General features: G+C 65.7%; 16 protein-coding genes and 2 tRNA genes. 13 read left to right on the top strand and 5 right to left on the bottom strand.

Going from position 1 to position 25,372, the window contains the following annotated elements; all coding sequences use genetic code 11:
• Positions 1-197: 197 nt before the first annotated feature.
• Positions 198-2,885, bottom strand: coding sequence for a pyruvate dehydrogenase (acetyl-transferring), homodimeric type (gene aceE / locus ACOABP_RS15705; RefSeq protein ID WP_474226021.1), 2,688 nt, complete (start codon positions 2,883-2,885; stop codon positions 198-200).
• 432 nt (positions 2,886-3,317) lie between these two features.
• On the opposite strand from aceE, the gene ACOABP_RS15700 reads away from it, so the two are divergent.
• Both ACOABP_RS15700 and ACOABP_RS15695 read left to right on the top strand, forming a co-directional pair.
• On the top strand, positions 3,318-5,930 hold the full coding sequence (locus ACOABP_RS15700) for a PAS domain S-box protein (RefSeq protein WP_474226020.1): 2,613 nt from the start codon (positions 3,318-3,320) through the stop codon (positions 5,928-5,930).
• 141 nt (positions 5,931-6,071) lie between these two features.
• On the top strand, positions 6,072-6,704 hold the full coding sequence (locus ACOABP_RS15695) for a response regulator transcription factor (RefSeq protein WP_101682117.1): 633 nt from the start codon (positions 6,072-6,074) through the stop codon (positions 6,702-6,704).
• A gap of 123 nt (positions 6,705-6,827) precedes the next feature.
• Here ACOABP_RS15695 and ACOABP_RS15690 read toward each other — a convergent pair whose 3' ends face one another.
• On the bottom strand, positions 6,828-7,526 hold the full coding sequence (locus ACOABP_RS15690; protein WP_474226019.1) for a hypothetical protein: 699 nt from the start codon (positions 7,524-7,526) through the stop codon (positions 6,828-6,830).
• 153 nt (positions 7,527-7,679) lie between these two features.
• Between ACOABP_RS15690 and folD the strand changes: the two genes are divergently transcribed.
• The 5 genes from folD to ACOABP_RS15665 all read left to right on the top strand — a co-directional run bounded on the left by folD (position 7,680) and on the right by ACOABP_RS15665 (position 13,940).
• On the top strand, positions 7,680-8,537 hold the full coding sequence (folD, locus tag ACOABP_RS15685) for a bifunctional methylenetetrahydrofolate dehydrogenase/methenyltetrahydrofolate cyclohydrolase FolD (protein WP_474226017.1): 858 nt from the start codon (positions 7,680-7,682) through the stop codon (positions 8,535-8,537).
• 164 nt (positions 8,538-8,701) lie between these two features.
• Complete coding sequence (locus ACOABP_RS15680) at positions 8,702-10,804, top strand: M3 family metallopeptidase (protein ID WP_474226016.1); 2,103 nt, start codon at positions 8,702-8,704, stop codon at positions 10,802-10,804.
• 30 nt (positions 10,805-10,834) lie between these two features.
• Positions 10,835-11,272 carry a hypothetical protein gene (locus ACOABP_RS15675; RefSeq protein WP_474226015.1) on the top strand — a complete coding sequence of 146 codons (438 nt, stop codon included), beginning with the start codon at positions 10,835-10,837 and terminating at the stop codon, positions 11,270-11,272.
• A gap of 6 nt (positions 11,273-11,278) precedes the next feature.
• Entirely contained in the window at positions 11,279-12,076 is a 798-nt protein-coding gene (gene xth, locus ACOABP_RS15670) for an exodeoxyribonuclease III (RefSeq protein ID WP_474226013.1), read from the top strand.
• Between the two features lie 4 nt (positions 12,077-12,080).
• The gene (locus ACOABP_RS15665; protein ID WP_474226011.1) at positions 12,081-13,940 is read left to right on the top strand and encodes a SulP family inorganic anion transporter; all 1,860 of its coding nucleotides are present in this window, start codon (positions 12,081-12,083) and stop codon (positions 13,938-13,940) included.
• 148 nt (positions 13,941-14,088) lie between these two features.
• Here the strand turns inward: ACOABP_RS15665 and ACOABP_RS15660 are convergent, their stop codons facing one another.
• Positions 14,089-14,352, bottom strand: coding sequence for a DUF1488 family protein (locus ACOABP_RS15660; protein WP_066738920.1), 264 nt, complete (start codon positions 14,350-14,352; stop codon positions 14,089-14,091).
• A 352-nt stretch (positions 14,353-14,704) separates the two neighbouring features.
• Here ACOABP_RS15660 and ACOABP_RS15655 point away from each other — a divergent pair.
• Positions 14,705-14,780 (top strand) — tRNA-Lys (locus ACOABP_RS15655).
• Positions 14,781-14,923: 143 nt separating this feature from the next.
• Here ACOABP_RS15655 and ACOABP_RS15650 read toward each other — a convergent pair.
• Both ACOABP_RS15650 and ACOABP_RS15645 read right to left on the bottom strand, forming a co-directional pair.
• Complete coding sequence (locus tag ACOABP_RS15650) at positions 14,924-16,306, bottom strand: 8-oxoguanine deaminase (RefSeq protein WP_474226009.1); 1,383 nt, start codon at positions 16,304-16,306, stop codon at positions 14,924-14,926.
• A gap of 105 nt (positions 16,307-16,411) precedes the next feature.
• Positions 16,412-17,311, bottom strand: a complete 900-nt coding sequence (locus tag ACOABP_RS15645; protein ID WP_474226007.1) for a LysR family transcriptional regulator — start codon at positions 17,309-17,311, stop codon at positions 16,412-16,414.
• 149 nt (positions 17,312-17,460) lie between these two features.
• Here ACOABP_RS15645 and ACOABP_RS15640 point away from each other — a divergent pair.
• The 5 genes from ACOABP_RS15640 to ACOABP_RS15620 all read left to right on the top strand — a co-directional run bounded on the left by ACOABP_RS15640 (position 17,461) and on the right by ACOABP_RS15620 (position 25,289).
• A tRNA-Lys gene (locus tag ACOABP_RS15640) sits at positions 17,461-17,536 on the top strand.
• A 300-nt stretch (positions 17,537-17,836) separates the two neighbouring features.
• Positions 17,837-18,814, top strand: coding sequence for a tripartite tricarboxylate transporter substrate binding protein BugE (locus ACOABP_RS15635; RefSeq protein ID WP_474226005.1), 978 nt, complete (start codon positions 17,837-17,839; stop codon positions 18,812-18,814).
• 178 nt (positions 18,815-18,992) lie between these two features.
• Positions 18,993-19,367, top strand: a complete 375-nt coding sequence (locus tag ACOABP_RS15630) for a hypothetical protein (protein WP_066738921.1) — start codon at positions 18,993-18,995, stop codon at positions 19,365-19,367.
• 345 nt (positions 19,368-19,712) lie between these two features.
• Positions 19,713-20,237: a MarR family transcriptional regulator gene (locus ACOABP_RS15625; protein ID WP_474226003.1), complete on the top strand. Its 525-nt coding sequence runs from the start codon at positions 19,713-19,715 to the stop codon at positions 20,235-20,237.
• Between the two features lie 150 nt (positions 20,238-20,387).
• Positions 20,388-25,289 (top strand): NAD-glutamate dehydrogenase, encoded by a 4,902-nt coding sequence (locus ACOABP_RS15620; RefSeq protein WP_474226001.1) that lies wholly within the window; start codon positions 20,388-20,390, stop codon positions 25,287-25,289.
• Positions 25,290-25,372: the final 83 nt, after the last annotated feature.

The raw sequence follows: 25,372 nt of genomic DNA, 5'->3' as shown, positions 1-25,372 counted from the left end.
GTCTCTCCTGGGCAGCCGGCACCCTGGTTCGTTACGCTCAACACGACAAACGCAATCGGCGAGGTTACTCTCGCCGCACGCATCTGTCACGCTGCCGCGCATCACCTGCGCCGCGGGGCGCCGCCGGGCCAGCCGGGGGCGCCCGCGGCGCGGCGGGTTGCCGCGCTGCGGTGGTTCAGTCGTGCAAGTCCGGGGAATCAGACCGACATCGGGTTCGGCTTGCTCGGGTCGAGGTTGTACTTCTTGATGGCTTCCGCCACCTTCTCGCGACCGATCGCACCTTCGTCAGCCAGCGCCTTCAGCGCGGCCACCGTCACCCAGTTGCGGTCCACTTCGAAGAAGTGACGCAGCTTCTCGCGGGTATCCGAGCGGCCGAAGCCGTCGGTGCCCAGCACCACGTAGCGACGCGGCACGAACGGACGAATCTGCTCGGCAAACGCGCGGATGTAGTCGGTCGACGCGATGACCGGGCCACGCACGCCCTTGAGCTTCTGGGCCACGAACGACTCGCGCGGCGCTTCCGTCGGGTGCAGCAGGTTGTGGCGTTCCGTGGCCTGGCCTTCGCGGGCCAGTTCGGTGAAGCTCGGGCAGCTCCAGATGTCCGATTCCACGCCCCAGTCCTTCTTGAGCATGTCGGCGGCGGCGATCACCTCGCGGAAGATCGTGCCCGAACCCAGCAGCTGCACGCGCGGCGCATTGCTGTTTTCCACGCCCTTGCGGAACTGGTACATGCCCTTGACGATGTCCTTCTCCACGCCAGCCGGCATTTCCGGATGTTCGTAGTTCTCGTTCATCACCGTCAGGTAGTAGTACACGTCTTCCTGTTCGGCGTACATGCGGCGCAGGCCGTCCTGCATGATCACGGCCAGCTCGTACTGGAACGTCGGGTCGTACGAGATGCAGTTCGGGATCACGGCGTGGAACACGTGCGAGTGGCCGTCCTCGTGCTGCAGGCCTTCGCCGTTCAGCGTGGTGCGGCCCGACGTGCCGCCCAGCAGGAAGCCGCGCGAGCGCATGTCGGCAGCGGCCCAGCACAGGTCGCCGATACGCTGGATACCGAACATCGAGTAGTAGATGTAGAACGGGATCATCTGCACGCCGTGCGTCGAGTACGACGTGGCGGCGGCGATCCAGTCGCACATGGCGCCGGCTTCGTTGATGCCTTCCTGCAGCACCTGACCCGTCTGCGATTCCTTGTAGAACATCAGCTGGTCATGGTCTTCCGGCACGTACTTCTGGCCTTCCTGGTTCCAGATACCTACCTGGCGGAACAGGCCTTCCATGCCGAACGTGCGCGATTCGTCCGGCACGATGGGTACCACGTGCTTGCCGATCTGCTTGTCCTTGAGCAGCGTGTTCAGGATACGCACGAAGGCCATCGTGGTGGACACTTCGCGGCCTTCGCCGGTGGCCTTGAGCAGCGCGTCGAACGCCGACAGCTCGGGCACCTTCAGCGCGTCGGCCTTCTGGCGGCGGGCCGGCAGGTAGCCGCCCAGGTTCATGCGCGCCTGGCGCATGTATTCCAGTTCCTTCGAGCCTTCCTCGAAGGTCAGGTACGGCACTTCTTCCAGCTTGTCGTCCGGCACCGGGATGTTGAACTGGTCGCGGAACGCGCGGATCGCGTCCACCGGCATTTTCTTCTGCTGGTGGGCAACGTTCATGGCCTGGCCGGCATCGCCCATGCCATAGCCCTTGATGGTCTTGGCCAGGATCAGCGTCGGCTGGCCCTTGTGCTCGCTGGCCGCCTTGTAGGCCGCGTAGACCTTGTGCGGGTCATGGCCGCCACGGTTCAGGCGCCAGATGTCGTCGTCGGACCAGTCGGCCACCATGGCCTTCAGTTCCGGCGTGTTGAAGAAGAACTCGCGCACGTAGGCGCCGTCCTTGGCCTTGAAGGTCTGGTATTCGCCGTCCACGCATTCCATCATGCGCTTCATCAGCAGGCCCTTGGTGTCGCGCTGCAGCAGCTGGTCCCAGCGGCTGCCCCACACCACCTTGATCACGTTCCAGCCCGAACCGCGGAATTCCGATTCCAGTTCCTGGATGATCTTGCCGTTGCCGCGCACCGGGCCATCCAGGCGCTGCAGGTTGCAGTTGATCACGAAGACCAGGTTGTCCAGCTTCTCGCGGCCAGCCATGCCGATCGCGCCCAGCGATTCCGGCTCGTCGGTCTCGCCGTCGCCCAGGAAAGCCCAGACCTTGCGGCCTTCGGCGTTCACCAGGCCGCGGCTGCCCAGGTACTTCATGAAGCGGGCCTGGTAGATGGCCATGATCGGGCCCAGGCCCATCGACACGGTCGGGAACTGCCAGAAATCCGGCATCAGCCACGGGTGCGGGTACGACGAAATGCCCTTGCCGTCCACTTCCTGACGGAAGTTGTCGAGCTGCTCGACCGTCAGGCGGCCCAGCAGGAAGGCGCGCGAGTACACGCCCGGGGCCGAGTGGCCCTGCACGAAGACCAGGTCGCCACCGCTCTGTTCCGACGGGGCGCGCCAGAAGTGGTTGTAGCCCACGTCATAGAGCGTGGCTGCCGAGGCGAACGACGAGATATGGCCGCCGACGTTGGTGTTCTTGTTGGCGCGCAGCACCATGGCCATCGCGTTCCAGCGCGTGTACGAGCGGATGCGGTGCTCGATATCCTGGTCGCCCGGAATGCGTGCCTGCTGCTCCACCGGAATGGTGTTGATGTACGGCGTCTCGGCGTGGAACGGCTGCGTCACGCCGTTCACGCGGGCGTACTGGATCTGCTTGTCGATCAGGAAGGCCGCGCGTTCGGCGCCTTCCGCATTCAGGACGCCCTGCAGGGCATCCAGCCATTCGTGCGTTTCCTGGGGATCTGCGTCGTTGGCGCTGCTGGCGCCGAGGATCTGCTCTGGTACAGCGGACATGACTGTCTCCTGGGTAAATTCCTGCCCCGGCGCCCGCCCGGTATGGCGGATCTCGGTTGGCCGGTCTGACGGTTTTGACGTCGCGGCGGAAGCCTTGCCTCTGTACCTCTGGCATCGGTTCAATGGCCAGGGCCGGGATCTTTCGCATCGGGTCGCAGCGCCCGGATCCTCGACGGCAAGCACATGGCTCCGCCCGCATTGTTCGGTCGAAGCGATTCTATGGAAGCACAGCAACGGCTGACAAGCTAAATTTTCAGATTACGAAGTCATTTCTTATAATGTGAAATATTGTCGCAGTGCACCAGAAACGGCGCGGCGGCGCCGGAAACCGGCCCGCCGGATTTGCGGGATTCCCTGTGCCGGATAGGCGCTTTCCCCAAGCGACGCACCGCAATAAAGCCGATACACTGGCCGGTCGACCGTCAATACCCTATGCAGTTCTTCGAACGAATCCTCTCCGGCCTGCGAACGGCCATCCTGCCACCGAATTCCGCCGGTACCGTCAGCGATTCCAGCCAGGGCGTGGCGCCCGGCGCGGCGCGCGCTGGCCATGGCGACCCGCATGGCGGGCACGACGAGCACCCCGAACACGGCGATCACGTCGACGTCATGGAGCCGCTGGCCGCTCCGCCACGCCGCCTGTGGATCATGCGCTGGCGCAACCTGGTTGCAACCAGCTGGTTCATGTTCATTCCGCTGGTGGCCATCGTGCTGTTTACCGTGGCGATGGGCGTCATCCTGTGGTCGCTGCACGAAACCGAACGCCAGCAGCAGCGCGATTCGCTGTACCGCGATGCCGCCTGGGCGCAGCAGCGGGTGCGGCTGTCCCTGCTGAGCAACCAGGACCAGATGGCCTCGCTGGCACGCGACATCGCCGCCGCGCAGCTGGACCAGGGCGCCTACCGCACCGCCGCGCAGGAAATCCTGCGCGAGAACCCCGAGATCGTCTTCATCAACTGGCTCGACGCCACCAAGCGTGGCCGCTGGTCGCTGCCGTCTACCTCCGAATTCGCCAGCCGGCTGCGCGAAACCGTGGACCAGCCGCTGGAACCGGAGGTCCTGGACACCTTCGACGCCGCTCGCGAGACCCAGCGCGTGGTCTATTCCCGACCGCTGACCAACGATCGCGGCGACAGCTTCATGCTGATGGAAGTGCCGATCGTGCGCGACAACGAGTTCCTGGGCACCCTGGGCGCGCTCTATTCGATCAACGGCATCCTGACCCACCTGCTGCCACCCGAGCTGACCGAGCGCTACCGCTTCTCGCTGATCGACAAGAACAACCAGACCCGGGCCAGCACGTCGGTACGGCCGGTGCCGGGCAATGCGCTGTCCTACGAGGTGCTGCTCGACCCGCCGGGCCATTCGCTGTCGCTGCGCGCCGACGCCTATCCGCCGCCATCGAACCTGCCCAACAACATGCTGCTGTGGCTGGTGGTGGGGCTGTCGTGTTTCCTGCTCTGGAGCCTCTGGAGCATGTGGCGGCACACCAGCCGCCGCTCCGAGGCGCAGCGCGCGCTGCTGGCCGAGACATCGTTCCGGCGCGCGATGGAAAACTCGATGCTGATCGGCCTGCGGGCGCTGGACCTGAACGGCCGCATCACCTACGTGAACCCGGCGTTCTGCCGCATGACGGGGTGGTCCGAGCCCGAACTGGTGGGCCGCATCCCGCCCTTCCCCTACTGGCCACCCAACGACCAGCAGGAAATGCAGAAGCAGATCGACCTGACGCTGCAGGGCAAGTCGCCGGCCACCGGCTATGAAATGCGCGTGATGCGCCGCGACGGCAGCAGCTTCTTTGCGCGGATGTACGTGTCGCCGCTGGTGGACAGCCGCGGCCGCCATACGGGTTGGATGAGTTCGATGACGGACATCACCGAGCCCAAGCGCGCCCGCGAGGAACTGGCCGCCGCCCACGACCGCTTCACCACGGTGCTGGAAAGCCTGGACGCCGCGGTGTCGGTGCTGGCCACCGACAAGGCCGAACTGCTGTTCGCCAACCGCTACTACCGCCAGTTGTTCGGCTGGGAGGCCGAGGGGCACCTGAAGCTGGCCGGCGACGACTTCGACAAGGAGCAGATGTCGAGTGACAACACCGACTTTGTGGATGCCTATGCCGGCCTGCCCGCCTCGGAGCTGATGCCGTACGCATCGGACGCCCGCGAGGTGTTCGTGCCGGACATGCAGAAATGGTTCGAAGTGCGCCGCCGCTATATCCAGTGGGTGGACGGCCACCTGGCGCAGATGCAGATCGCCACCGACATCACGGTGCGCAAGGCCGCCGAGGAAATGGCGCGCCAGCACGAGGAACGCCTGCAGTTCACCAGCCGCCTGACCACCATGGGCGAGATGGCGTCGTCGCTGGCGCACGAGCTGAACCAGCCGCTGGCCGCCATCAATAACTACTGCATGGGTGCCGTGGCGCGCCTGCATTCTGGCCGCAGCACGCCGGAAGACCTGATTCCGGTGCTGGAAAAAACGTCGGCGCAAGCCGTGCGGGCCGGCACCATCATCAGCCGCATCCGCGGTTTCGTGAAGCGCAGCCAGCCGCAGCGGCGCGAGGCCGCCCTGCACGACATCGTGGCCGACGCCGTGGGCCTGGCCGACCTGGAAGCCACGCGCCGCCGCGTGACCATCCTGACGCGCCTGCCCGCCCCGCCGCTGATGGTCTATGTCGATCCGGTGCTGATCGAGCAGGTGCTGGTCAACCTGCTCAAGAACGCCGTGGAAGCCATGGCCGGCCTGCCGGCAATGCGCGCGGCCGGCGTGGTCCGGCTTCATGCGCGGGTCGAGAACGTTGAGTTTGGTCAATCGGTGTGCATCGACGTGATCGACCAGGGCCCGGGCGTGGACGAAGCCACCAAGGAACGCCTGTTCGAGCCATTCTTCAGCACCAAATCGGACGGCATGGGCATGGGCCTGAACATCTGCCGGTCGATCATTGAATCCCATCAGGGCCGTCTGTGGGTGGAAAACAATGTGGACGGCATAGGTTGTACGTTTAAAATCACCCTGCCGCTGCAGCCCGCGCTACCCGAGCAATAACCTCGGGAGCGCCCCCGGGCATGCCGGACGACCCTCTGCCGCGGGGCATCGGGAGGCCGTCCGGACGATTTGCCTGGGGGTGTTGCGCGCCGCCGCATGCAGTTACACTTCGTTGCAAACGACTTTGCCCCAGGAGACTTCATGACCGCAACGCCCAGCCCAACGCCGCATCGTGGCGAGACCGTCTTCATCGTCGACGACGATGAAGCGATGCGCGACTCGCTGACCTGGCTGCTAGAGGGCAACGGCTACCAGGTGCGCAGCTTCAACAGCGCCGAGCAGTTCCTGTCCGCCTACGACACCAGTTCGGTGGCCTGCCTGATCCTTGACGTGCGCATGCCGGGCATGAGCGGCCCGGAACTGCAGGAGCGCATGATCGCCGAGAACATCGATATCCCGATCGTGTTCATCACCGGCCATGGCGACGTGCCGATGGCGGTGTCGACGATGAAGCGCGGCGCCATCGATTTCATCGAAAAGCCGTTCGACGAGTCGGAACTGCGCGCGCTGGTGGAACGGATGCTGCAGAAGGCCCGTACCGACCATTCCGCCGCCCGCGAGCAGCGTGCCGCCAAGGACCTGCTGTCCAAGCTGACCACGCGCGAGCAGCAGGTGCTGGAGCGCATCGTGGCCGGCCGCCTGAACAAGCAGATCGCCGACGACCTGGGCATTTCCATCAAGACCGTGGAGGCGCACCGCGCCAACATCATGGAAAAGCTCAACGTCAACACGGTAGCCGACCTGCTGCGCCTGGCGCTGTCGCGCAACAGCTGATCCGCGCAGGACATCGACGCGCCGGCCGCCCGTGCATCGCCATGGGGTAGCCGGCGCGGACCTTGCGGATCGCCCCCCTGCCCCCGCCTCGCCTTGCCGTTCGGCCCAGGCCGGGCCCGGCTCCTACTTTCCCTCCAGATATTCCGCGTCGGCGAACGTCACCACCCATTGCGGGCGGTAGATGACGAAGATGGCCACCAGCATGCCGGTCAGGAATGCCTCGCCAAAGGCGATGATCACCACGCCGGTCAGCCAGTCGCCCACGGTCAGCCCGGCATCGCCCGCGTGTCCCGCCAGCATCAACCAGGCCAGCCGCAGCACCCCCGACACAATGGCCGCCACCAGCGCGGCAAAATAGCCGTGGCCCAGGATAAAGATGAACAGGTGCTTTGGCAGCCAGTGCCGCAGGGTGGCCTGCAGGCCGGCCGTGACCAGCCCTGGCACGGCCGCCATCCAGATAAAGCGCGGCGCCAGCGATACCCAGTGGATGTCCTGCCACGCCTGCCCGGCCAGGTAGGCCAGCCCGACCAGCGAGATCACGTTGGCGATGGCCAGCGTCACCAGCGCCATCGGCAGGCCGAACATCGTCACGGCCAGCGTAGCCCCCATCAGCTGGATGACCACCCCGCCGCCCAGCGTGGCGCGCGCCGTCCAGAGCAGCGCCAGGAAAACCAGCGTCCCTAGCCAGGCATGCTGGATCGGCTCGCGCCGCAGCACCCGCCACGGCCGTTGCGAGAGCGCCCAGGCCAGCACGGCCACCGCCAGTGTCGGCAGCGGCCAGGTCGCCAGCAATTCCGGAATTGAAGAATCGTCGATGTCCATCGGCGGATGCTAGCAGCCGCCGGACGATCTCCGCTTGCATCCGGTCAAGCCGGCTCCGAATCGCGCCAAGCCTTTATAATCCGGGTTTTGCACGCGCCCGCCCCCGCGCGGCGCGCGCCCCCATCCTTCCAGCCTTTCCAGTCACGTACGCCCATGTCCGCCCATCTGATCGACGGTAACGCCCTTGCCAAACAAATCCGTGCCGAAGCTGCCCAGCGCGCCGCCCGCCTGACCGCCGCCGGTCACCAACCGGGGCTCGCCGTGGTGCTGGTGGGCGAGGACCCCGCCAGCCAGGTCTATGTGCGCAACAAGGTCAAGGCCTGCGAGGACAACGGCTTCTACTCGTCGCTGGACCGCTACCCGGCCGACCTGTCCGAAGCCGACCTGCTGGCCCGCATCGACGCCCTGAACAACGATCCGAAGATCCACGGCATCCTGGTGCAGCTGCCGCTGCCCAAGCATATCGACAGCCACAAGGTGCTGGAAGCCATCGCCCCCGAGAAGGACGTCGACGGCTTCCACGTGGCCAATGCCGGCGCGCTGATGACCGGTGCCCCGCTGTTCCGCCCCTGCACCCCGTACGGCTGCATGAAGATGCTGGAATCGATCCAGTACCCGCTGCGCGGCGCCCGCGCCGTGGTGGTGGGCGCCTCGAACATCGTGGGCAAGCCGATGGCGATGCTGCTGCTGCAGGCTGGCGCAACCGTCACCATCTGCAACAGCAAGACGCGCGACCTGACTGCCCATACCCGTGACGCCGACGTCATCGTGGCCGCCGTGGGCCGCCGCAACATCATCACCGCCAACATGGTCAAGCCCGGCGCCGTGGTCATCGACGTGGGCATGAACCGTGACGACGCCGGCAAGCTGTGCGGCGACGTGGACTTTGCCGGCGTGCGCGAGGTAGCCGGCCACATCACGCCGGTTCCGGGCGGCGTGGGCCCGATGACGATCACGATGCTGCTGATCAATACGCTGGAAGCCGCCGAGCGCCGCGCAGGTCTGGCCTGAAACATTGTCTCGATGGGTCTCCATGGCGCGCACGCCGCGCCTCGATCACCCTGATAGCAAAGTCGTACTGGATATTTGGCCGCAAAGGCCTCATCTTGCACAGGTAACCGTGCCGCCCCGCGCGCAGGCGCTTCTTGTCGGCGGCACGCCAACCGGGAATTGTCATGACTGATACCACCGACCGCGCCAACAACCCGCTGCTGGACTTCGCGGACCTGCCGCGTTTTGCCGAGATTCGCCCCGAGCACATCGGACCCGCGCTGGACGTGCTGCTGGCGCAGGCCCAGGCCGCCGTCACGCGCGCCGAAGCCCCGGAAACGCCGGCTTCCTGGAACACCGCTGTCGAAGCACTCGAAACCGCCACCGAGCCGCTGGGCCGCGCCTGGGGCGTGGTGGGCCATCTGAGCGCCGTGGCCGATACGCCCGAGTTGCGCAAGGCTCACTCCGACAACCTGCCGCGCATGACCGAATTCTGGTCGTCGCTGGGCCAGAGCCTGGCGCTGTACGAGAAATACAAGGCCGTGGCCGCCGGCCCCGAGTTTGCCGGACTGTCGCCGGCCCGCAAGCAACTGCTCGAAAACGAGTTGCGCGGCTTCCGCCTGGGCGGCGCCGAACTGCCCGAAGACAGGAAGCCTCGTTTTGCCGAGATCCAGGAGCAGCAGGCCCAGTTGTCGAAGGCCTTCTCCGACCACGTGCTCGATGCGACGAACGCCTACGCGCTCTACATCGACGACGAAAAGCGCCTGACCGGCATTCCGGCCGATGCACTGGAAGCCGCGAAGCTGGGCGCCGAAAAGGATGGCAAGGCCGGCTGGAAGTTCACGCTGCACTTCCCGTCGTACTTCCCGGTACTGCAGTACGCCGATGATCGCGCCCTGCGCCAGACCATGTACGAGGCCAGCGTCACGCGCGCCTCGGAACTGGGCCCGCGCTACAACAACGGCCAGACCGACTGGGACAACACGTCGAACATGCGCGAGCAGCTGACGCTGCGCCGGGAAGAGGCGCAGATGCTCGGCTACAACAACTACGGCGAAGTCTCGCTGGTGCCGAAGATGGCCGAATCGCCGGCCGACGTCCTGAAGTTCCTGGACGAACTGGCCATCCGCGCCCGCCGCTTCGCCGAAGCCGACTGGAAGGAACTGCGCGAATTCGCGGCCGCCGAACTGGGCCTGGACAAGATCGAGCCATGGGACGTGGCCTACGCCTCGGAAAAGCTGCGCCAGAAGCGCTACGCGTTCTCCGACGACGAGGTGAAGCAGTACTTCCAGGAGCCGCAGGTGCTGAAGGGCCTGTTCGGCGTGGTCGAGAAGCTGTTCTCGGTGAAGATCGAGCCGGACAACGCCCAGACCTGGCACAAGGACGTGCGCTTTTTCCGCGTGGTGTCGCCGCAGGGCGCGCTGCTGGCCCAGTTCTACATCGACCTCTACGCACGCGAAGGCAAGCGCGGCGGCGCGTGGATGGACGACGCCCGTGGCCGCAAGGAGCGCGACAACGGCACCGTGCAGACGCCGGTGGCCTATCTGACCTGCAACTTCACCGCGCCCGTGGGCGGCAAGCCGGCGCTGTTCACGCACGATGAAGTGATCACGCTGTTCCACGAGTTCGGCCACGGCCTGCACCACATGCTGACGCAGGTGGGCGACCTGGGCGTCTCGGGTATCAATGGCGTGGAATGGGATGCCGTGGAATTGCCCTCGCAATTCATGGAGAACTTCTGCTGGGAATACGAGGTGCTGTCGACCATGACGGCCCATGTGGAGACTGGCGCCCCGCTGCCGCGCGCGCTGTTCGACCGCATGCTGGCAGCGAAGAACTTCCAGAACGGCATGGTGACGCTGCGCCAGATCGTGTTCTCGTCGTTCGACATGCACCTGCATACCGACTACGACCCGCAAGGCGCAGTGTCGGTACTGGAACTGTCGCGCCAGATCAACGACGCCAAGCACGTGGTGCCGCAGTCGCCGCTGTCGCGCTGGCCGAACACGTTCAGCCATATCTTCGCAGGCGGCTACGCAGCCGGCTACTACAGCTACAAGTGGGCCGAAGTACTGTCGGCCGACGTGTACGCGGCCTTCGAGGAAGCCGCCAAGCTGTCGGGCAGCGTGCTCGACGCGGCAACCGGCGAGCGCTATCGGCAGGAAATCCTGTCGGTGGGCGGCAGCCGGCCGGCCATGGAGTCGTTCGTGGCCTTCCGCGGCCGCACCCCGCAGATCGACGCGCTGCTGCGGCACGGCGGCATGGCCGAAACGGCGGCGGCAGCCTGATCGCATCGCCCCGACCAGGCGCCCCGGCTCATGGACATTCCTGTTCCGATCCGCAAGGAATGTCCGCCGGGCGCCTGCGTCTGCAACCGCGAGGCGCTGCTCGACAATCCGCACGCCGACCGGCGCATCCTGCAACTCACGCAGCAGGAAGAAAAGAAACTCGTAGAACGACTAGAAAACATCGCCACGCTGGCCGAGCTGAACCGCATGCAGGAACGGATGCACGCGCTGCTGGGCATCACGATCACGATCACACCCAGTGACAACGTGGTGCGCACCACGCGCGGCTTCCGCATCGAACTGGCCGACCAGCCCGGCCTGTGCCGCAAGACCCGGCAGGCGATTCCCGCCGCCATTCGGCGCAGCATGGAAACCCATCCCGAAATCGCGTTCGAGATCCTCGACCAGCGCGATCTGCTGGGCGGCAGCCGCAACCTTTTTGGCGAAAGTGCCAACCCCGAAGAATAACGACCCATGAGAATCGCGAGCTGGAACGTCAACTCCCTGAAGGTCCGCCTGCCCCAGGTGCTGCAATGGCTGGCCGCGCAGGACGCCGCGGGCACCCCCATCGACGCGCTGTGCCTGCAGGAACTGAAGCTGCCCGACGACAAATACCCGCTGGCCGAGCTGGAAGCCGCCGGCTTCCACAGCATCTTCACGGGCCAGAAGACCTACAACGGCGTGGCGATCGTGGCGCGCGACGGCGCCATGCCGGCACCGACCGACGTGGTGCGCAACATTCCGGGCTATGAAGACGCGCAGCAGCGCGTAGTGGCCGGCACCTATGGCGATGTGCGCCTGATCAGCGCGTACTTCCCGAACGGCCAGGCGCTTGATTCGGACAAGTTCGTCTACAAGCTCGACTGGCTCCGCGCCATGACCGACTGGCTGCGCGCCGAGATGATCAAGTATCCGAAGCTGGCGCTGCTGGGCGATTTCAATATCGCGCCGGAAGACCGCGACGTGCACGACCCGGCCAAGTGGGAAGGCCAGAACCTGGTGTCGCCGCAGGAGCGCGATGCGTTCAAGGCACTGGTGGCGATGGGCCTGGTCGATTCGTTCCGCATGTTCGAGCAGCCCGAGAAGATGTTCTCGTGGTGGGACTACCGCATGATGGGGTTCCGACGCAACGCGGGCCTGCGCATCGACCACATTCTCCTGTCGCCCGACCTGGCCCAGCGCTGTACTACCTGCGTGATCGACAAGGAACCGCGCCGCTGGGACCAGCCGTCGGACCACACGCCGGTGGTCGCCTCGCTCCAGCTCGACTGAGCCGATGAGCGCCGCCGCCCGCGCCAATCCCCCCGCCCTGCAACGCTGGTTCCCATGGCTGCGTCGCGTCACCCCGCTGACGCTGCGCGCGGACGTGATCGCCGGCCTGCTCGGCGCGGTGCTGGTCTTGCCCCAGGGCGTGGCCTTTGCCACGCTGGCCGGGCTGCCGCCGCAATACGGCATCTACACGGCGGTCATCCCCTGCATCGTGGCGGCGCTGTTCGGGTCGAGCTGGCATGTGATGTCCGGGCCGACCAATGCCAATTCGCTTGCGCTGTTCGCCATGCTGAGCCCCGTGGCCTTCGCGGGCAGTCCGGCCTATATCGCGCTGGCGCTGGCCGTGACGATGCTGGTGGGCCTGCTGCAGCTTGCGGTCGGGGCGCTGCGGCTGGGCTCGCTGGCGAACTTCATCTCGCCATCGGTGTTGCTCGGCTTCACATGTGGCGCGGCCACGCTGATCGGGCTCTACGCGCTCAAGGACCTGTTCGGCCTGGCGGTGCCCACCGGCACCAGCGCGTTCGGCGTGGTGCGTTTCCTGTTCGAGAACCTCGACACCGTCAATGGCAGTGCGCTGATCGTCGGTGCCGTTACGCTGGTGGTCACCATCGCCATCAAGCGTGTATCGCGGCGGCTGCCGTTCATGCTGCTGGGCCTGCTGGCCGGCTACTGCGTGGCGATGCTGCTGAACCATAGCGGTTGGGGCGGCGCCCAGCATGTGAACGTGGTGGGGCCGATCCCGTCGGCCATTCCGCCCTTCCATGTGCCCGACATCAACTGGCGCACGGTGCCCGACCTGCTCGGCATTGCGGCCGCGCTGACCATCGTGGCGCTGGGCCAGTCGATCTCGATCGCCAAGGCCGTGGCGCTGCGATCCGGACACATTGTGAACGCCAACCGCGAGTTCATCGGCCAGGGGCTGTCGAATATCGCGGGCGGGCTGTTTTCGGGCTATATCTCGTGCGGCTCGCTGAACCGCTCGATGCCGAATTTCGAGGCCGGTGCACAGACGCCGCTGGCCAGCGTGTTCTCTGCCCTGCTGCTGGTGGTACTGGTCACGGTCAGCGCCCCGCTGCTGGCCCAGATTCCGCTGGCGGCCATCTCGGCCATGCTGATGCTGGTGGCCTGGGGCCTGTTCGATTTCCAGCGGCTGCGCCGCATTGCGCAGCTGTCGCGCACCGAATTCGCCATCGCGGTGGGCACATTCGCCGCTACATTGGTGATCCGCCTGGAAATGGCCGTATTGCTAGGCACGATCCTGTCGCTGGTGGCCTATCTCTATCGCACGTCACGCCCCGCCGTGCGCAGCCTGGTGCCCGACGCCGACGACCCGGGCCGCCGCTTTACTCCGCTGGACGAACTGCGACGTCCGCAGCCCGAATGCCCGCAGCTGAAGCTGCTGCGCATGGAAGGCGCCATCTACTTCGGCGCGGTGCAGTACGTGACCGATCGCCTGCACTGGCTGCGCACCGTCGATGCCGACCAGAAGCATCTGTTGGCGATGACCAAGAGCATGAACTTCATCGACCTGGCAGGCGCCGAGATGTGGGAATCAGAACTGACCGAGCGGCGCGCCGCGGACGGCGACCTGTACTTCCATCGCCCGCGTACGCAGGTGCTGGAAACATGGGAGCAAACCGGATTTACCGCCAAGCTGGGCAGCGACCATATCTTCCCGACCAAGCGGCAGGCACTTCACACGATCATTGACAGGCTGTCGCCCGAAATCTGCGCGCAGTGCCAGGCGCGCATTTTCGAGGAATGCGCCCAGCGGCCAGGCGGCCCCGCAAGCCAGCAGGAACAGGACAGCACCGTTCAGTCCGCGCCACGGCATGACGCGAGACTGGACACGACGCATCCTGCCTGAATGGCAATGCAGACAACCAGACTTTGAAAAAACTGCTGAGAACTACTCGAAAGGCGCCCTGAACCTTCTGGCGTCTGGCGCGCCGGCCGGCCTGCTGTGAAGCAGGGCCGAAGCCGGCGGGCGGAGGGTTGCTACCGTCGGTCGGCCTTCAGACCGGCGCCACGTGCGCCCGCTTGACCACGACCGGCTGGGGCACGCCCTGCTCGATCAGCACCACGGCCGCGCGTTCGATCGTGTCACGACCGGCGCGGAACGCCTCTTCCAGCGACAGCACCTGATCGGCGCTGAAGCCTTCCCAGAGTGCTTCGCGTGTTACCACGCATGTCACTTGCTCACCATCGACAAGCGCGTGGAACAGCAAACCCTCGTTGTTGATGTCGTAGCGGTCTTGCTCCTGGAATTTGATTTCCATCATCACAGCCCTCCATATGCAAGTGGAAAAGAATCCTAACATGGCTTTGCGGAAATCGTCTTCGATCCCCTGCATGCCATCAGCAGAATAAGATTCGTCCCAATGACCGGTGGCGGGTGCAGCAAGTTCCGTCATTTGTCGTCTGTGCTGCATGGTGACGCCACCGCAACCGCGCAGCATGCCATGCGTGTGTGTCAGCGCGATGTGCCGATTGTTCTGCCGAATTGGCCGATCGATCCGGTCACGCTGCAGCTTGCCGCGCGCATGCGGCCGGCCTTCCGGCCGATTTATTCGCGCTACGCATTTAGCGTTTGACAAAGTCAAAAATGCTGCTAGAATCTCGGTCTTCGTCGGGGCGTTAGCTCAGTTGGTAGAGCAGCGGACTCTTAATCCGTAGGTCGAGTGTTCGAGTCACTCACGCCCCACCAGACACAGAAAGGCCGGAAGCAGCGATGCTTCCGGCCTTTTGCTTTTTTCCGGCCAATTCCTTTCCCGGCCGCTTCCATTTTCTGCCTGCCTGGAGCCGGATCGCTCATGCGATCCGCTCATCAAAGCACCCAGGCCCGGCGTATCAAACCGTGGCGCTGTCGAACAGCACGCGCGCCAGCCGGCGATGATCGGCCAGCACGTTCGGCAGATCGACCGTGCGCAGCTGGCCATCCCGCACCACCACGCGGCCGTTGATGATGCTGGTCGACACATTGGCGGGCGTGCAGAACACCAGTGCCGCCACCGGGTCGTGACCACCGCCGGCAAAGCCCACGGCCGACATGTCGAACGACACGATGTCGGCCGACATGCCCGGCACCAGCGCCCCGATATCGTCGCGGTTCAGCACGCGCGCACCGCCCAGCGTGGCAATCTCCAGCGCCTCGCGCGCACTCATGGCCGCCGGGCCAAATCCCACGCGCTGCAGCAGCATCGCCTGGCGCGCCTCGCCCAGCATGTGCGCACCGTCGTTCGAAGCGCTGCCGTCGACGCCCAGCCCCACCGGCACGCCCGCATCGCGCATGCGGCGAATCGGCGCGATCCCCGATGCCAGCCGCATGTTCGAGCACGGGCAATGCGCCACACCCGTGCCGGTACGCGCGAACAGCGCCACACCCTCGTCGTCGAGCTTCACGCAGTGCGCGTGCCAGACATCGTGCCCGACCCAACCCAGATCCTCGGCATATTGCGCCGGCGTCATGCCGAATTTTTCGCGCGAGTAAGCGATGTCGTTGTCGTTCTCGGCCAGGTGGGTGTGCAGCGACACGCCATAGTGCCGCGCCATCGTTGCCGACTCGCGCATCAGGTCGCGCGACACCGAAAACGGCGAGCACGGTGCCAGCACCACGCGCAGCATCGCGTGGCGCGAGGCATCGTGGTACTGCTCTACCAGCCGCTGGCTGTCGCGCAGGATATCGGCCTCGCGCTCGACCACCACATCGGGCGGCAGACCACCCTGGCTGCGGCCCACGCTCATCGAGCCGCGCGCCGCGTGGAAGCGCATGCCGATCTGCCGTGCCGCATCGATCGAATCGTCGAGCTTCGAGCCATTCGGGTACAGGTAAAGGTGGTCGCTCGTGGTCGTGCAGCCGGACAGCATCAGCTCGGCCATCGCGGTCTGCGTCGAGACGCGGATCATCTCGGGTGTCAGGTGCGACCAGATCATGTACAGGTTGGTCAGCCAGCCGAACAGCTCGGCGTCCTGCGCGGCCGGCACGGCACGCGTCAGGCTCTGGTACATGTGATGGTGCGTGTTGACCAGGCCGGGCATGACCACATGGCCGCGCATGCTCACCACTTCTGCGCTGCCGTCGTCGATCATGCGGCGATAGGTCTCGGGCAGCTCGGCGGTAGCGCCCACCCACTCGATGGCCGGGCCGTTGGCGACCAGGGCGCCGTCGGCGATCTCGCGGCGCTGGGCGTCCATGGTGACGAGTACGTCGGCGTGCTGGAGGATCAGGGTCATGGCAGTCGGGTGTCCGGTTAGTGATGCCCGGAGTCTACGCATCGCCGGCACGTGACCCCAAGCACAGAATTTCGCGCGGGGTGTCCACAATTTGTGGACAGACAGCTATCGGAACAGGCCGGCCAGCGCCTCTGACATGGCATCCGCCATCAACCCGGCGGCCGGCGACAACTGGCTGCGGCCACGTGCCACGAGCCGCAGCGTCTGGCGCTGCAGGCCGGTATCGCGCAGCGGCACGAATACCACCGCCCCGCGCGCCCGCTCTTCCATCACATCGAGCGGGTTCAGCAGCGCCACCCCGGCACCCGTCGCCACCAGGCGCTGGATCAGCACCACCGAGGTGGACTCCACGACTGGCATCAGCTCGATCGACTGGCGGGCGAAGGCGTCGTCGACCAGCGCACGGATCGACAGCGATGGCGCGGGCAGGATCAGCGGATACCCGGCACATTCGGCCAGCGTGGCCGATGTCTGGGCCGCCAGCGGGTGCCCGGGCGCCACCACGGCGCCAATCGACCAGTCGCGGCTGGCTACCACGCGAAAGGCCGCCACTTCCGGCAGGTCGTAGCCTAGCCCCAGGTCGGCGTCGCCCTGCTCCACTGCCGTGACGATGCCACTGACCGGCAGGTCGGCCACGCGCACGACGATGCCCGGCTGATGCTGGCGGAAATCATGCACCAGCGACGGCATCAGCGCGCCTGCCAGCCCCGATGTCGTGGCAACGGTCACCATGCCACGCCGCGCCCCCTTGATCTCGGCCACACGCGCCTGCAGCGCCTCGTGTTCGCGCAGCGTCTGCCGGACATGCGCCAGCACGGCTTCGCCCAGCGGCGTCAGGTGCAGGCGCTTGTGGATCCGGTCGAACAGCGGCGCGCCAAGCTCGGCTTCCAGTTCAAGGATCTGGCGATTGATTGCCGTGGGCGCCACGTGCAGCGACTCCGCCGCGCGCCGGATCGAACCACGGCGGACAACCTCGTCGAGATAGCGCAGAACACGTGCATGCATGGTCGTAGATAGAAAGGAATGGGCAGAAACCGGCGAGTCAGGGGCCGACCCGGGAACCCGCGCATTGTACGGGGCAGCAAAATCCCCAAAAAAATCGGCGAAGGGGCTTGCGCGATACAAATCCCCTTGCTACAATCTTTTTCTTCGTTGGGGCGTTAGCTCAGTTGGTAGAGCAGCGGACTCTTAATCCGTAGGTCGAGTGTTCGAGTCACTCACGCCCCACCAGCGAATTCCAGAAAAGCCCGAAGCGCACCGCTTCGGGCTTTTTGCTTTTCCGCCGGCCATTTCTGCTTTCTCCCCGCCTGCCGCTTTCCCGGCCCTCCCCCGGCCGCATTACGCCCGCGCACCCGCCCTTTCCGCCCGCCAGCCCGGGCCAGTGATCTGATCTCCACGGGTTCCCCCCTATATCCCACCCTTGCCTTTCGCGGTTGAATGCTCTCCGACGCATATCACGGAACGAAGTTCCGTATTGCGGAACCCGGATCTGTAGCCGGGCAATACAAGCAATATGTTGGGAGGCATCTCTTGAAAGCTGTTCTGAAAGTGGGCGCTGCGGGCGCCCTCGCCGCATTGGGTCTGGTCGCAACCGCCGCGCAAGCGCAGTCGTATCCGAACAAGCCGATTCGCCTGATCGTCCCGTTCGCCGCGGGCGGCACCACCGATATCGTTGGCCGTGCCGTATCCGATGCGCTCGGCCGCGAACTGGGTCAGCCGGTGGTGGTGGAGAACCGTGGCGGCGGCGGCGGCGCGATTGGCGCCGACGCGCTGGCAAAGTCCGCGCCGGACGGCTACACGCTGGGTATCGCCACCGTCAGCACGATGGCCACCAACCCGGCCACGAACGCGAAGAACCCGTACGATCCGATCAAGGACTTCGCGCCGATCACCAACCTGGTGAACGTGCCGAACGTGCTGACGGTGAACCCGAAGGTACCGGCGAAGAACCTCAAGGAATTCATCGCGCTGGTCAAATCGAACCCGGGCAAGTACAGCTATGCGTCGGCCGGCAAGGGCAGCATCTCGCATCTGGACGGCGAGCTGTTCAAGTACATCACCAAGACCGACATGGTCCACATCCCCTACCGTGGATCGGGCCCGGCCCTGAACGACACGCTGGCCGGCCAGGTGAACGCGCAGTTCGACAACCTGCCGTCGTCGATGCCGTTCATCCAGACCGACAAGCTGCGTGCGCTGGCCGTGGCAGCGCCCAAGCGCGTGGAAGGCTTGCCCAATGTGCCGACCTTCGCCGAGGAAGGCATGAAGGACATGAACAACATGGCCTGGTACGGCCTGGTGGCACCGGCGGGCACGCCGGCCGCGATCGTCACCAAGGTGCACGATGCCGCGGTCAAGGCACTGCAGGATCCGAACGTGAAGAAGCGCCTGCACGACGCCGGCGCCTACCCGGACGGCAATACGCCGCAGCAATATGCCGCGCAGATCAAGCGCGAACTGGAACTGCGCAAGAAGATTGCGACCGACCAGAACATCACGCTCGAATGACAGCCTGATGATGGCGCAGCAGTAACGTGACGTGCCCGTCGCCCGAGTATTGTTACTACAACTCCTGGCGGCAGGCCGTCACAAATCCCGGTACAGTGTCATTATCGATGCAGGCATTTTCTACAAATTTCTGCTTTTGGCCGGATCCACTGTCCGGCCCTCACTTGAGAGGATGATGATGCTGAAGAAGACCGTACCGACGCTGATCGTTGCTGCCTTGACTGCCCTGGGCGCCGTGCAACTGGCCCACGCGCAGAAGAACTACACGGACGGCGGCGATCTCTACAGCGGCAGCCATACGAAGAACAAGGCGAATCCGAACCAGAACCCGGCCAAGTCGGGCAAGTTCGATCCGTACACTGACGGCGCCAAGAAATCTACGCGCGCCGACCTGGCCCCGAACAAGAAGGCCGACCCGTACACCGACGGCGCCAAATCCGGCAAGCCCGACCCGTACCTGGACGGTGCGAAGAGCGGCAAGCCCGATCCGTACCTGGATGGCGCAAAGTCCGGCAAGGCCGATCCGTACACCGACGGCGCCAAGAAGCAGTAAGTCAGCGCAGCCCGCTGCCAACGACTCCAGGCCCCTGCCATACGGCAGGGGCTTTTTCATTTGCGCACGACACCGCGCACCCCACACACATCGGACATCAGACACCCGGCCCGCCCTGCAGCACCAGGCGACAGCCACGCCGCCTCAGCCGAAAGATTGACTAGGACATACCCGACCTGTCATGCAAATGTCCCAACATTACTGCTAGTGTTCGCCCTACCGATTTTCAATGAAGTGCGACCGGCCCGAAAGAGAGGCAGGCGCCAAAGCCGTCCGGGCCGGCCAAAGCACCGGCCCAAGAAGTGTCCAGGCGGCAAGAAACCCTGTTATGGGAGACCTGAGCAAATGCAGCCCAAAGCACTCGAAATTCACGAGCCTGTCGTGCTCTCGCTTGTCGACGCAGTCACCGCGTGGCAAAGCGCCCTGGAACAGACGTTGAGCGTTTCGGGGCTGTCCTATCCAAAATGGTTGCTGTTGCGCGCCATCCGGTCCGGCCAATTTACGCGCGGCCAGCCATGCCAGGGCGCGATCTTCCTTGACGTGCCCCAGACCGAACGGCTGTTGCGCGAACTCCATGCCGATGGCTGGCTGGAGTTTCCGAGCGACGGCACGCCGCAGATCCCCCTCGAAGCCTGTTCGCGCCTGGAGCGCGCCGCGCTGGCCGTGCGCGCGCTGCATTCGGTCTCGATCTCGCATCTGGCGCCGGCGGAACGCACTGCGCTGACCAGCCTGCTGCACCGCATGACCGTTACGCTGGACGATCACGCCGAACGCCACAGCCGCCAGGCCGCGCGCAACACCGCGGAGCTGTCTCTGGTGGTGGCCGATCACGCCGCCGCCCGCACCGCACAACACGCGCTGGCCGCCTGACCGCTCCCCGGGCTTCGGCCCGTGCGCACCCCCTTGCTGCCCTGACGCCCCGCCCTGCGGGGCGTCGTCGTTTTGTCACCCCGGCCTCGTAAATCTTTCCTACAGTGTGAGCATGCACCGGCACACCACCGAGAACACCGAGGAGAGGCCATGCCCCCCGAGAACGAAGAAAAGGTTGCGCAACTGCTCGAGGACCTGGTTGCATTCGCGCGCGAACGCCTGCCCGCCGCGACGTTTGCCATCGTAGAACCGCTGTTCCGGCATTACTACGACCTGACCGATGCCGAAGACCTGCTGGCGCGCGACGTGGCGGACCTGTACGGCGCCGTGATGGCGCACTGGCAGACGGCACAGAAGTTCGTTTCGGGCGCCGCGCGGCTGCGCGTGTACAACCCGAACCTGGAAGAACATGGCTGGCATTCCGACCACACGATCGTCGAGATCGTGAACGACGACATGCCGTTCCTGGTGGACTCCGTCACGATGGAGATCAACCGTCACGGCCTGACCCTGCATTCGGCCATCCATCCGGTGTTCCGTGTCTGCCGCGACGCGCGCGGCGCGATCGAGAGCATCGGCCTGGGTGGCACCGAGGCCAGCACCGAAAGCTGCCGGCTCGAATCGTTCATCCATTTCGAAGTGGACCGTACCGGCGAGGCCACCCGGCTCGACGCGCTGCGCGTGGGTATTGGCGCCGCGCTCGGGGACGTGCGGGCCGCCGTGGAAGACTGGCCGCGCATGCGCCAGATTGCCCAGGAAACCGTGGCCGGCATGGCCCACGCGGCCGATGCCGCCACGCCGGAGTCTGCCGAGGCGCGTGCATTCCTGGAATGGATGCTCGACGACCATTTCACGTTCCTGGGCCAGCGCGACTACGAACTGGTATCGCGCGACGGCCATTATTTCCTGCGCGGCGTGGCGGGCTCGGGCGCGGGCATCCTGCGCGAGGCCCTGCGCGATCCGGGTACCGACGATGTCACGCCGCTGCCGCCTGCCGCACGCGCCATCATCGAAGGCGCGTCGCCGATCTTCATCACCAAGGCCAACTCGCGATCCACCGTGCATCGGCCCGGCTATCTCGATTACGTTGGAGTGAAGCTGCTGGACGCCAACGGCAAGCTGTTCGGCGAACGCCGCTACGTGGGCCTGTACACGTCCACGGCCTACATGGTGAGCACCAGCGAGATTCCGCTGGTGCGCCGCAAGTGCGCCAATATCCTGCAACGGGCCGGCTTCCTGACCAAGGGCCACCTGTACAAGTCGCTGGTAACCATCCTGGAGCAGTATCCGCGCGACGAGCTGTTCCAGGCCGACGAGGACGAGCTGTTCGACATCACGCTGGGCATCCTGCGCCTGCAGGAACACCAGCGTACGCGGCTGTTCGTGCGGCGTGACCGATTCGACCGCTTTATCTCGTGCCTGGTCTTCGTGCCGCGCGACAAGTACAACACCGACCTGCGCCAGCGCATCCAGAAGCTGCTGGTGCAGTCGTTCAACGGCACCAGTTGCGAATTCACGCCGCAGTTGTCGGAATCGCCGCTCGCACGCATCCAGCTGACGGTGCGCGGCCAGCCCGGCACGATGCCCGAGGTGGACACGCGCGAACTGGAAGAGAAGATCGTGCAGGCCACGCGCCGCTGGCAGGACGATCTGGCACAGGCGCTGCATGACAGCCGGGGCGAGGAACACGGCAACCGCCTGCTGCGCCGCTATGGCGACTCGTTCCCGGCCGGCTATCGCGAGGACTATGCGGCGCGCACCGCCGTGCGCGATATCGAGCTGATGGAACACGCGCGCCAGCATCCGAGCAAGCTGGCGATGAACCTGTACCGGCCCATCGAGGCCGCCTCGGGCGCCTTCCGCTTCAAGGTCTACCGAGCCGGCGAGCCCATTGCGCTGTCGCTGAGTCTGCCGATGCTGGAGCACCTGGGCGTACGCGTGGACGAGGAACGCCCCTACCTGATCGAGCCCGACGGATGCGAGCCCGTGTGGATCCACGACTTCGGCCTGGAGATCGCCGCCGACCCCGATGGCAAGCCGCTGGACATCGACATCGAGAAGATCAAGCCGCTGTTCGAGGATGCCTTCGGCCGTGCCTGGAACGGCGAGATCGAGAACGACGACTTCAACCGGCTGGTGCTGCGCGCGGGCCTGGCGGCGCGCGACGTGACCATCCTTCGTGCCTATGCCAAATACCTGCGGCAGGTGGGATCGACGTTCAGCAACGCGTACATTGAACGGGCGCTGACGGCCAATCCCGGTATCGCGGCAATGCTGGTGTCGCTGTTTCTGGCGCGCTTCGACCCGGCCACGGCCTCCCCGCCCGCTCCGGCCATCGCCCCCGATCGCGCGGAAAAGACCGACGACCCGCACACCCGCAAATGGCTGGCCGATATCGATGCCGCGCTCGACCAGGTGCCCAACCTGGACGAGGACCGCATCCTGCGGCTGTTCCTGAACGTGATCAACGCCACGGTGCGCACCAACTATTTCCATCGCGGCGCGGACGGCCAGTCGCGCCCGTATGTATCGTTCAAGTTCAATCCGGCGCTGGTGCAGGGCCTGCCCGAACCGCGCCCGATGTTCGAAATCTGGGTCTATTCGCCGCGCGTGGAAGGCGTACACCTGCGCGGCGGCCGGGTGGCGCGCGGCGGCCTGCGCTGGTCGGACCGGCGCGAGGACTTCCGTACCGAGGTGCTGGGCCTGATGAAGGCCCAGATGGTCAAGAACACGGTGATCGTGCCAGTGGGTTCCAAGGGCGGCTTCGTGGTCAAGCGCCCGCCACCGGCCACCGATCGCGATGCCTTCCTGGCCGAAGGCGTGGCCTGCTACCAGACCTTCCTGCGCGGCCTGCTGGACCTGACCGACAACCTGGTCTCGGGCCAGCTGGTGCCGCCGCCCGACGTGGTGCGCCACGACGAGAACGACCCCTACCTGGTGGTGGCGGCCGACAAGGGCACGGCCACGTTCTCCGACTACGCCAACGCGATCTCGGCCGAATACGGCTTCTGGCTCGACGATGCCTTCGCATCCGGCGGCTCGGTGGGCTACGACCACAAGAAGATGGGCATCACGGCTCGCGGCGCGTGGGAAAGCGTCAAACGGCACTTCCGCGAGATGGGCGTCGACATCCAGAGCACCCCGTTCACGGTGGTGGGCGTTGGCGACATGTCGGGCGACGTGTTCGGCAACGGCATGCTGCTGTCGCCCCATATCAAGCTGCTGGCGGCGTTCGACCATCGGCATATCTTCCTCGACCCCGATCCCGACTGTGCCAGGACCCTGGCCGAACGCCAGCGCCTGTTCGACCTGCCCCGCTCCAGCTGGGCCGACTATGACACCGCGCTGATCTCGGCCGGCGGCGGCGTGTTCCCGCGCACGGCCAAGACGATCCCGCTGTCGCCACAGGTACAGGCGGCGCTGGGCATCCAGGCCACGGCGCTGTCGCCGAACGAACTGATGCACGCGATCCTGACCGCCCCGGTGGACCTGCTCTACAACGGCGGCATCGGCACCTACGTAAAGGCCAGCACCGAGACGCACCTGCAGGCCGGCGACCGCTCCAACGACGCCATCCGCGTGAACGGCAACGAACTGCGCTGCAAGGTGGTGGGCGAAGGCGGCAACCTGGGCTTCACGCAACTGGGCCGCATCGAATTCGCGCGCAATGGCGGCCGGATCAATACCGATGCCATCGACAACTCGGCCGGCGTCGACTGTTCGGACCACGAGGTCAACATCAAGATCCTGCTTGGCCTGGTGGTGGCCGATGGCGAGATGACCGAGAAGCAGCGCAACAAGCTGCTGGCAGAGATGACCGACGAGGTGGGCCTGCTGGTGCTGGAAGACAACTACTACCAGACCCAGGCCCTGTCGGTGGCCGGGCGCGAGGCGCCGACGCTGGTGGATGCCGAGGGCCGGCTGATCCGCTGGCTGGAACGCGCGGGCCGCCTCAACCGTCCGCTCGAATTCCTGCCGTCGGACACCGACATCGCCGAGCGCAAGTCACTGGGCCAGGGCCTGACATCGCCCGAACGCGCGGTGCTGCTGGCCTATAGCAAGATGTGGCTCTACGACGAACTGCTGGTATCTGACCTGCCCGAAGACGCCCTGGTAGCCGGCCTGCTGGTCGACTATTTCCCCAAGCCGCTGCAACACCAGCATGCCGCGGCCATGCAGCGGCATCCGCTGCGGCGTGAAATTCTGGCGACGCACCTGACCAACATGCTGGTCAATCGCATCGGCGACACGTTCGTCCACCGGCTGATGGAAGAGACCGATGCCCGGCCCGCCGACATTGTGCGCGCGTGCCTGCTGGCGCGCGACGTTTTCGGGCTGACCGCGCTGTGGGAACGCATCGACGCGCTCGACAATCGCGTGGACGATGCCGTCCAGGCGCGCATGTTCGGCGCGCTGGGCCGGCTGCTGGAACGCGCCACGCTCTGGTTCGTGCGCTACCTGCGTGGCGGCGGCACCGTGGAACCGGGTGCAACCCGTTTCATTGAAGCCGCGCAGTGGCTGACACCGCAACTGGCAACGCTGCTGCCGCCCGAGACCTCGCAGACCATGGCCGATACCGCGCTGTCGCTGACCGAGGCCGGTGTCGACGATGATCTGGCGCTGCGCGTGGCGGCCAGCGATACCGCCGCGGCCGCTCTCGACATCGCCGAGGTGGCGGCATCGTGTCATCGCAGCCTGGCCGCGGTGGCAGCGGTCTACTTCGCGCTCGATACCGAGCTGAATTTTGGATGGCTGCGCGAACGCGCGCTGTCGTTGCCGGCCGATACGCACTGGGACCTGCTCGCGCGCACCACCACGCTGGAAGACCTGGGCCGGCTCAAGCGCGCACTGACCACCAGCGTGCTGGCGCAGGCGCAGGACAGCGACGACGCCGCCGCGATGATCAACAGCTGGCGCGGCAGCCGGCAGGTAGCGCTGGACCGCTACGCGCAGATGCTGACCGACCAGCGCGCGTCGGGCGTGTCCGGCGTGGCGGCGCTGTCGATGCTGTCGGTGGCGGTCAGGGAAATCGGCCTGCTCGACCGCGCCTGACACGCTGCGTGCGCATGCCAGCCCGCTGCAAATAGAAACGGCCCGCACTTGGCGGGCCGGAAGGTGGTAGTCAAACAGTCGTA

It is taken from the genome of Cupriavidus sp. HE11, assembly GCF_056097175.1.
This window is presented reverse-complemented; position numbering and strand designations above follow the sequence as displayed.